Consider the following 397-nt stretch of genomic DNA (forward strand, 5'->3'; position numbering starts at 1 on the left):
TTTTTCCTCAAAAAACCGGCAATTGTTAATATCTGTAAATATGTCAGTGCTATTCATTCGCAATCAGTGCGTTACGGGCACAAAATGTCCGATGGTGCAAGATGGGCTGTATGCAAAATGTCCGATGATGCAAGAATTTTGGCAGGATTTGCAAGGTCGGTCAGCCACTTTTACCCTTAACTTTGCACCATGACAAGCAACAGAGACGAAACACGCTCTCCCACGGATGGAAACATTACGGCAACTGTTCAAATGATAAAAAGTTATGAAACGGAAGAACGACGGCAACCCCAAGCGACATGACAAGGAAGACTTAGGCTTTCTTGACGACCGCATGCAACTGCTCGACACCGTTCGCCGGATGATCGACATCGAACTGGATCGGCGCGGGGTGAAC

At 46.9% G+C, this 397-nt stretch carries 1 protein-coding gene; it reads left to right on the forward strand.

Annotated elements, in window-relative coordinates; translation table 11 throughout:
• Nucleotides 1-180: hypothetical protein (locus EII32_RS12650; protein WP_233582405.1), on the forward strand; the 180-nt coding region annotated here is incomplete at its 5' end.
• Nucleotides 181-397: the final 217 nt, after the last annotated feature.

The sequence above is a fragment of the Prevotella sp. OH937_COT-195 genome (assembly GCF_003932845.1).
GTDB lineage: Bacteria > Bacteroidota > Bacteroidia > Bacteroidales > Bacteroidaceae > Prevotella.